Genomic DNA, 6,936 nt, shown 5'->3' with positions numbered 1-6,936 from the left:
CGGACGGGCTGTGGGGGCGAGCCCGGCTTCTTGGCTGACCGTGTCGGGTGGTGGGTGGGCATAGGCCGGGGGTCCAGGGGGCGGAGCCCCTGGTGCCGTGCGCGCACGAGGGTCAGGCGACCGTCGCCGCCTCCACCAACGCCCGCATCACCCGCACGTCATCCCCCATCTCCGGGTGCCACTGCACACCCAGCACCCACCCCGGGTGGGTCGGCAGTTCCAGTGCCTCGATCGTCCCGTCCGCCGCGTGTGCCGACGGGACCAGGCCCTCGCCCAGCCGGTCCACGGCCTGGTGGTGATACGTCGGTACGAACGTCTCCTCCGGCACGACACCGCCGTACAGACTCCCCGGCACCGGCTTGACCGTGTGGCCGCCGAAGACGCCCACCTGCTCCGCGTGCCCGTCGATGTGCTGCACCAGCGTCCCGCCGAGCGCGACGTTCAGCAGCTGCATGCCCCGGCAGATGCCCAGCAGCGGCACCCCCGCCGCCAGCGCCGCGTCGATCAGGGCCAGCTCCCACGCGTCCCGCTCCCGCGCCGGCGGCCCGGTCCGTGGCTCGCGCTCCGCCCCGTAGCGGACCGGCTCGACATCCGGTCCGCCCGCGATGACCAGCCCGTCCAGCCGGGCCACGACATCGGCCGCGTGCAGCGGGTCGTCCGGCGGAAGCATCGCGGCCAGGCCGCCCGCCCGCCGCACCAGCCGCGGGTATCCGGCAGGCAGCAGTGCCGCCTCCAGCTCCCACACGCCCCAGCGCGCACCGGACTCCAGATACGTGCTGACCCCGATCAACGGCCTGGACACAGAACCTCCCTCACCTCGACGCCTCGGTCCGCCTCAGTCCCGTGACAACTCTGCCTCGGCCGCCGCCAGCGCCGCGAACTCCTCCTCCGGTGCCTTCGCCACCAGCCGCTTGCGGCTGTACAGGCCGAAGTACCCCACGGCGACGACGTACACCACGAGCGCGATGACCGCGGCCGTCACATCCACCAGGAACGTGGCCACCAGCGCCGCACAGGCCAGCACCAGGGCGACCGAGGAGGTCAGCACCCCGCCCGGCGTACGGTACGGCCGCGGCAGCTCCGGCTCGCGGCGGCGCAGCACGATGTGCGACAGGGACATCAGCGCGTAGGAGATGGTCGCGCCGAAGACGGCGATGTTCAGCATGCGGGCGCCGTTGCCCGACAGCGCCGCCAGCAGGAAGCCGATCGTGCCGGGCACCAGCAGGCCCAGGTACGGCGCCTTGCGGCGGCTGGTGAGGGACAGGAAGCGGGGCAGGTATCCCGCGCGGGACAGGGCGAAGAGCTGGCGCGAGCCCGCGTAGATCAGGGAGAAGAACGAGGCCACCAGGCCGGCCAGGCCCGCGTAGTTCACGATCCGGCTCAGTGTCGTCGCCTTGCCGCCCGGCTGCAGCGCCTCGACCAGCGGGTTGCCCGCCTCCTGGATCGCCGCGGAACCGCGTGCGCCGGCCGCCGCGAAGAACGTGACCACGGCCAGCACCACCAGGATGCCCATGGACCAGCGGATCGCCTTCGGCAGCGTACGGGCCGGGTCCCTGGTCTCCTCGGCGGCCAGCGGCACCCCCTCGACGCCCAGGAAGAACCACATGCCGAACGGGAACGCCGCCCAGATGCCGAGCAGGCCGAACGGCAGCCAGGAGCTGGATCCCGCGGCCGAGGCGTCGACCGGCATGTCGTCCAGCGACGCGAAGGAGAAGTCGGGCAGTGCCGCCAGCGCGAACACGATCAGGGCGGCGACCGCGATGCCGGTGACGACGAAGCTGAACCGCAGCGCCTCGCCCACACCCCACAGATGGATGCCGAGGAAGATCGCGAAGCAGACCAGGTACATCGGCCAGCCGGACTCCAGGCCGAACAGGCCCAGCGACTCGACGTAGTCCCCGATGAAGATGACGATCGCGGCGGGTGCCAGGACGTACTCGATGAGGATCGCCGTACCCGTCAGGAAGCCGCCCCAGGGGCCCAGCGCCCGCCGGGCGAAGCCGTAGCCGCCGCCCGCCGTGGGCAGGATCGAGGACAGCTCGGCGAGGGCGAAGACCATGCAGGCGTACATCGCGCCCATGAGCACCATGGCGATCGCCAGGCCCCCGAAGCCGCCCTCGGCCAGGCCGAAGTTCCAGCCGGAGTAGTCGCCGGAGACGACGTAGGCGACGCCGAGGCCGGTCAGCAGCACCCAGCCGGCACTGCCGCGGCGGAGCGCTCTGCGTTCCAGATAGTCGTCGCCCTCGGCGGCGGGAGTGGTGGTGGGTTCCTGGGACATGGGCAGACTCCCCAAGGGGCGGCGGACACGGCGTCGAGCGGGCTTCGACTCAATGGAATGAGGCCATACCTTTGCGGTGCCGACCGAGGGAAGGCAAGACCCGTGCGTTAATCGCCCGTAAATCCTCACCCCGCCGGAACACGGCCCGGCTCAGCCGAGGAACCCGCGCAGCAGCGCCGCCGTCCCTCCGCAGTGCTCGCGCATGATCTCCCGCGCCTGGTCCGCGTCGCCCTCGATCACGGCCTCCACCAGGGCGGTGTGCTGCCGCTGGGAGTGCTCCAGGTTGCGCACGAGGAGCGGGATGCAGTCGAGCAGGTCGTTGACGCTCGCGCGGACGCCTGCGTACTGGGCCGTGAGCGTGGGCGAGCCGGACAGCTCGGCGAGCGTGAGGTGCAGCAGCGTGTCCAGGCGGCGGTAGTCGGAGAGCGGGGCGTCGTGTGTGCGCGCCAGGGCATCACGGAGCCGCTCCGCCTGCTTCTCGTCCAGTCCGTGCGCCGCGCACAGCCCGGCGGCGCCCACCTCCAGCACCTCCCGGAAGCGCAGGACGTCCTCTATGTCCACCTCGGCGACCCGACGCCGCAGCTCGTCCTCGCCGCCGGCGTCCGTGCGGGGCCGTACGAACGTCCCGCCGTACCGGCCGCGCCGTGACTCGACCAGACCCTGGTCCTGGAGCACCTTCAGCACCTCCCGCAGCGTCACCCGGCTGATCCCCAGCCGCTCCGCCAGCTCCCGCTCGGCCGGCAGCCGCTCACCCCCCGGCACCAGTCCCAGCCGTACGACCTGAAGGATCTGCTCCAGCGCCTCCTCGAAGCCGTTGCCCGCGCGCACCGGGCGCAGCACCGGCGTCAGCCCGTCCCGCACCTCGCCCCCAGGTTCCTCCGGCATGTGGCCGTACCCCCTTCCCAAGCAATGGTTCTCCGCAATACCTTATGGCTCCCGGCGGATCCAAGGAGCCTAGGAGGCCCTCCCGTGGCAGACCGCACACCCCCGCTGAGCGTCGAGGAGCTGCACGCCCTCGTCGCGGGCGGTGAGATCGACACTGTCGTCCTGGCCTTCCCCGACATGCAAGGGCGGCTCCAGGGCAAGCGGTTCGCCGCCCGCTTCTTCCTCGACGAGGTGCTCCAGCACGGCACCGAGGGCTGCAACTACCTGCTCGCCGTCGATACCGAGATGAACACCGTCGAGGGCTACGCGATGTCCTCCTGGGACCGCGGCTACGGCGACTTCGCGATGCACCCGGACCTGAGCACCCTGCGCCGCGTCCCCTGGAACGAGGGCACGGCCATGCTCCACGCCGACCTCGCCTGGAGCGACGGCTCCCCGGTGGTCGCCGCGCCCCGCCAGATACTGCGCCGCCAGTTGGAGCGCCTGGCCGAGCTCGGCTACACCGCCCAGGTCGGCACCGAGCTGGAGTTCATCGTCTTCAAGGACAGCTACGAACAGGCCTGGGACGCCGGCTACAGAGGCCTGACCCCGGCCAACCAGTACAACATCGACTACTCGATCCTCGGCACCGGCCGGATCGAGCCCCTGCTGCGCCGGATCCGCAACGAGATGGCGGCGGCCGGCCTCACCGTCGAGTCCGCCAAGGGCGAGTGCAACCCCGGCCAGCACGAGATCGCCTTCCGCTACGACGAGGCCCTGGTCACCTGCGACCAGCACTCCGTCTACAAGACCGGCGCCAAGGAGATCGCCGCCCAGGAGGGCATGTCGATCACCTTCATGGCCAAGTACAACGGGCGCGAGGGCAACTCCTGCCACATCCACCTCTCGCTCGCGGACGCGGACGGCGGCAACGCCATGGCCGGGGGCGGCGAAGGCGGCATGTCGGACGTCATGCGCCACTTCCTCGCCGGCCAGCTCGCCGCCCTCCGCGACTTCTCCCTGCTCTACGCCCCCCACATCAACTCCTACAAGCGGTTCCAGCCCGGCTCCTTCGCCCCGACCGCCGTCGCCTGGGGCCACGACAACCGCACCTGCGCGCTGCGCGTGGTCGGCCACGGCCGCTCCCTGCGCTTCGAGAACCGGCTGCCCGGCGGCGACGTCAACCCCTACCTCGCCGTCGCCGGACTCGTGGCGGCCGGGCTGCACGGCATCGAGCAGAAGCTGGAGCTGCCCGAGTCCTGTCCCGGCAACGCCTACACCGCCGACTTCGCCCACGTCCCCACCACCCTGCGCGAGGCCGCCGAGCTCTGGGAGAACAGCCCCGTCGCCAAGGCCGCCTTCGGGGACGAGGTCGTCGCGCACTACCGCAACATGGCGCGGGTCGAACTGGACGCCTTCGACGCCGCGGTGACCGACTGGGAGCTGCGCCGCTCCTTCGAACGCATGTGAGGCCCCTCTTGTCTTCCGAGCACCTCCTGGAAGTACTGAACCCCGCGACCGAGGAGGTCGTCGCCGCCATCGCGGCGGCCGGCCCGGCCGACGTCGACGCGGCCGTCACCCTGGCTACCCGGGCCCAGACCGTCTGGGCCGCCCTCGCGCCCGGCGACCGCGCCCGGCTGCTGCGCCGCTTCGCGGCCACCGTCGACGAGCACCTGGAGGAACTGGCCCGCCTGGAGGTCCGCGAGGCCGGCCACCTCATCGGCAACGCCCGCTGGGAGGCCGGCAACGTCCGGGACCTGCTGGACTACGCGGCCGGGGGAGTGGAGCGGCTCACCGGCCGGCAGATCCCGGTGCCCGGCGGCCTGAACGTCACGATCCTCGAACCGCTGGGCGTCGTCGGCGTGATCGCGCCCTGGAACTTCCCCATGCCGATCGCCGCCTGGGGCACCGCCCCCGCCCTCGCGGCCGGCAACGCGGTCATCCTCAAGCCCGCCGAGACCACGCCCCTCACCGCGCTGCGCCTCGCCGAACTCGCCCTGGAGGCAGGGCTCCCGGAGCATCTCCTCCAAGTCCTGCCGGGACACGGCGCCGTCGCGGGCGAAGCACTGGTACGGCACCCCGGCATCGCCAAGATCGTCTTCACCGGCTCCACCCGCACCGGGACGCGCGTCGCCGCGCTCGGCGCCGAGCAGGTCAAGCCGGTCACCCTCGAACTCGGCGGCAAGAGCCCCAACATCGTCTTCGCCGACGCCGACCTCAAGACCGCCGTCGACCCCTTCTCCTTCCTGGACAACTCCGGCCAGGACTGCTGCGCCCGCACCCGCATCCTGGTCCAGGAGCCGGTCTACGACGAGGTCCGCGAGCTGCTCGCCGACGCCCTGTCCGCCGTGGTGGTGGGCGACCCGGCCGACGAGAAGACGCAGATGGGCCCGCTGATCTCCCGGCAGCAGCTCGACCGCGTCCGGGGTTTCGTCCCCGAGGGCGCCCCGGCCCTGCGCGGCAGCGCACCCGGGGGGCCCGGCTTCTGGTTCCCGCCGACCGTGCTCACCGGCGAGCGGCCCGACTCGGCGGCGGCCTGCGAGGAGATCTTCGGCCCCGTGGCCGTCCTGCTGCCGTTCACCGACGAGGCGGACGCGATCCGCCTGGCCAACGGCACCCCCTACGGCCTCTCCGGCTCCATCTGGACCCGGGACGTCGGCCGCGCCCTGCGCGTCTCCCAGGCCGTGCGCGCCGGCAACCTGTCCGTCAACTCCCATGCCAGCGTCCGCTACTGGACCCCGTTCGGCGGCTACAAGCAGTCGGGCGTCGGCCGCGAGCTCGGCCCCGAGGCCCTGGCCGCCTTCACCGAAACCAAGAACGTCTTCATCAGCACGGAGGGCCCCGCACAGTGACTGCTCAGGACACCATCTGCCGCCGTCTGGTCGGCCGCACCGCCGTCGTCACCGGAGCCGGCAGCGGCATCGGCCTCGCCGCCGCGCGCCGCCTCGCCTCCGAGGGCGCGCACGTCGTCTGCGGCGACGTCGACGAGGTACGCGGCAAGGCCGCCGCCGAAGAGACCGACGGCACCTTCGTCAAGGTCGACGTCACCGACCCCGAGCAGGTCGAGGCCCTCTTCCGGACCGCCTACGACACCTACGGCAGCGTCGACATCGCCTTCAACAACGCCGGCATCTCCCCGCCCGACGACGACTCCATCCTGGAGACCGGCCTGGAGGCCTGGAAGCGCGTCCAGGAGGTCAACCTCACCTCCGTCTACCTGTGCTGCAAGGCCGCCATCCCGTACATGCGGCGCCAGGGCCGGGGCTCGATCATCAACACGGCGTCCTTCGTGGCGAGGATGGGCGCCGCCACCAGCCAGATCTCGTACACGGCCTCCAAGGGCGGCGTCCTCGCCATGTCCCGCGAACTGGGCGTGCAGTTCGCCCGGGAGGGCATCCGGGTCAACGCCCTCTGCCCGGGCCCGGTCAACACCCCGCTCCTCCAGGAGCTGTTCGCCAAGGACCCGGAGCGCGCCGCGCGCCGCCTGGTGCACATCCCGCTGGGCCGGTTCGCCGAGGCCGAGGAGATCGCCGCCGCCGTCGCCTTCCTGGCCAGCGACGACTCCTCCTTCGTGAACGCCACCGACTTCCTGGTCGACGGCGGGATCGCGGGGGCGTACGTCACCCCCCTGTAGGCCCTGGCTCTAGAGTGCCGGGATGAGCATGACGCCTCCGCCCGGCTGGTATCCCGACCCGCACGGCCCCCAACTGGAACGCTGGTGGGACGGCACGGCCTGGACCGAGCACCGCCGTGCGCCCGGGGCCACCACCGGCCCGGTGCCCCCGCCCCCGGGC

General features: G+C 72.2%; 7 protein-coding genes. 4 read left to right on the top strand and 3 right to left on the bottom strand.

The features are described 5' to 3' along the window. Nucleotides 1-112: 112 nt before the first annotated feature. The 3 genes from ACFTZL_RS38265 to ACFTZL_RS38255 all read right to left on the bottom strand — a co-directional run bounded on the left by ACFTZL_RS38265 (nucleotide 113) and on the right by ACFTZL_RS38255 (nucleotide 3,163). Entirely contained in the window at nucleotides 113-790 is a 678-nt protein-coding gene (locus tag ACFTZL_RS38265; RefSeq protein ID WP_382593053.1) for a gamma-glutamyl-gamma-aminobutyrate hydrolase family protein, read from the bottom strand. 45 nt (nucleotides 791-835) lie between these two features. Continuing rightward, complete coding sequence (eat, locus tag ACFTZL_RS38260) at nucleotides 836-2,278, bottom strand: ethanolamine permease (RefSeq protein ID WP_382593047.1); 1,443 nt, start codon at nucleotides 2,276-2,278, stop codon at nucleotides 836-838. A gap of 150 nt (nucleotides 2,279-2,428) precedes the next feature. Then, entirely contained in the window at nucleotides 2,429-3,163 is a 735-nt protein-coding gene (locus tag ACFTZL_RS38255; RefSeq protein WP_382593044.1) for a FadR/GntR family transcriptional regulator, read from the bottom strand. A gap of 84 nt (nucleotides 3,164-3,247) precedes the next feature. Between ACFTZL_RS38255 and ACFTZL_RS38250 the strand changes: the two genes are divergently transcribed. The 4 genes from ACFTZL_RS38250 to ACFTZL_RS38235 form a co-directional block, all read left to right on the top strand. Then, nucleotides 3,248-4,612, top strand: a complete 1,365-nt coding sequence (locus ACFTZL_RS38250) for a glutamine synthetase family protein (protein WP_382593042.1) — start codon at nucleotides 3,248-3,250, stop codon at nucleotides 4,610-4,612. Between the two features lie 8 nt (nucleotides 4,613-4,620). Beyond that, nucleotides 4,621-5,994, top strand: coding sequence for an aldehyde dehydrogenase family protein (locus ACFTZL_RS38245; RefSeq protein ID WP_382593039.1), 1,374 nt, complete (start codon nucleotides 4,621-4,623; stop codon nucleotides 5,992-5,994). Beyond that, complete coding sequence (locus ACFTZL_RS38240; RefSeq protein ID WP_382497787.1) at nucleotides 5,991-6,776, top strand: 3-oxoacyl-ACP reductase; 786 nt, start codon at nucleotides 5,991-5,993, stop codon at nucleotides 6,774-6,776. The genes ACFTZL_RS38245 and ACFTZL_RS38240 overlap by 4 nt, the downstream gene beginning before the upstream one ends. Before the next feature lie 28 nt (nucleotides 6,777-6,804). Further along, nucleotides 6,805-6,936, top strand: a 132-nt coding sequence (locus ACFTZL_RS38235) for a DUF2510 domain-containing protein (protein WP_382593050.1), incomplete at its 3' end; no start/stop codon positions are given.

The organism is Streptomyces sp. NPDC056948 (assembly GCF_042674225.1).
Taxonomy (GTDB): Bacteria; Actinomycetota; Actinomycetes; order Streptomycetales; family Streptomycetaceae; genus Streptomyces; species Streptomyces purpurascens.
Note: the sequence above shows the minus strand (reverse complement) of the source record. Positions and strands in the feature narration are given on the sequence as shown.